Source organism: Bacillus sp. SIMBA_031, from assembly GCF_046535225.1.
Classification (GTDB): domain Bacteria; phylum Bacillota; class Bacilli; order Bacillales; family Bacillaceae; genus Bacillus; species Bacillus velezensis.
The window spans coordinates 1-257 of sequence record NZ_JAWRXC010000422.1 but is presented as its reverse complement, the minus strand read 5'-3'; the positions used below and the strand labels follow the sequence as shown (position 1 = coordinate 257).

Genomic DNA, 257 nt, shown 5'->3' with positions numbered 1-257 from the left:
CCCATCTTGTGGGCGGTGCCCGCATGGCCGCCACAGCGCAGACCGGCGTGGTGGACCGGAATTGCCGCACTTTCGCAGTACCCAATCTTCTGGTCACTGACGGCAGCGTCCTGCCCACACAAGGCAGCGCCAATCCGGCACTGACCATCATGGCTGTGGCGGCGCGTGCCGCCCGCATCCTGGTCAAGGGCGCCCGCAACGGCGTGCCGACAAGCACGAAAGGAGCATGATCATGGCAACAACCGTGGCTGACTACC

General features: G+C 65.4%; 1 protein-coding gene. It reads left to right on the top strand.

The features are described from left to right. On the top strand, positions 1 to 230 hold a 230-nt coding region (locus SB724_RS20880; protein ID WP_410572870.1), incomplete at its 5' end, for a GMC family oxidoreductase. Between the last annotated feature and the right edge of the window lie 27 nt (positions 231 to 257).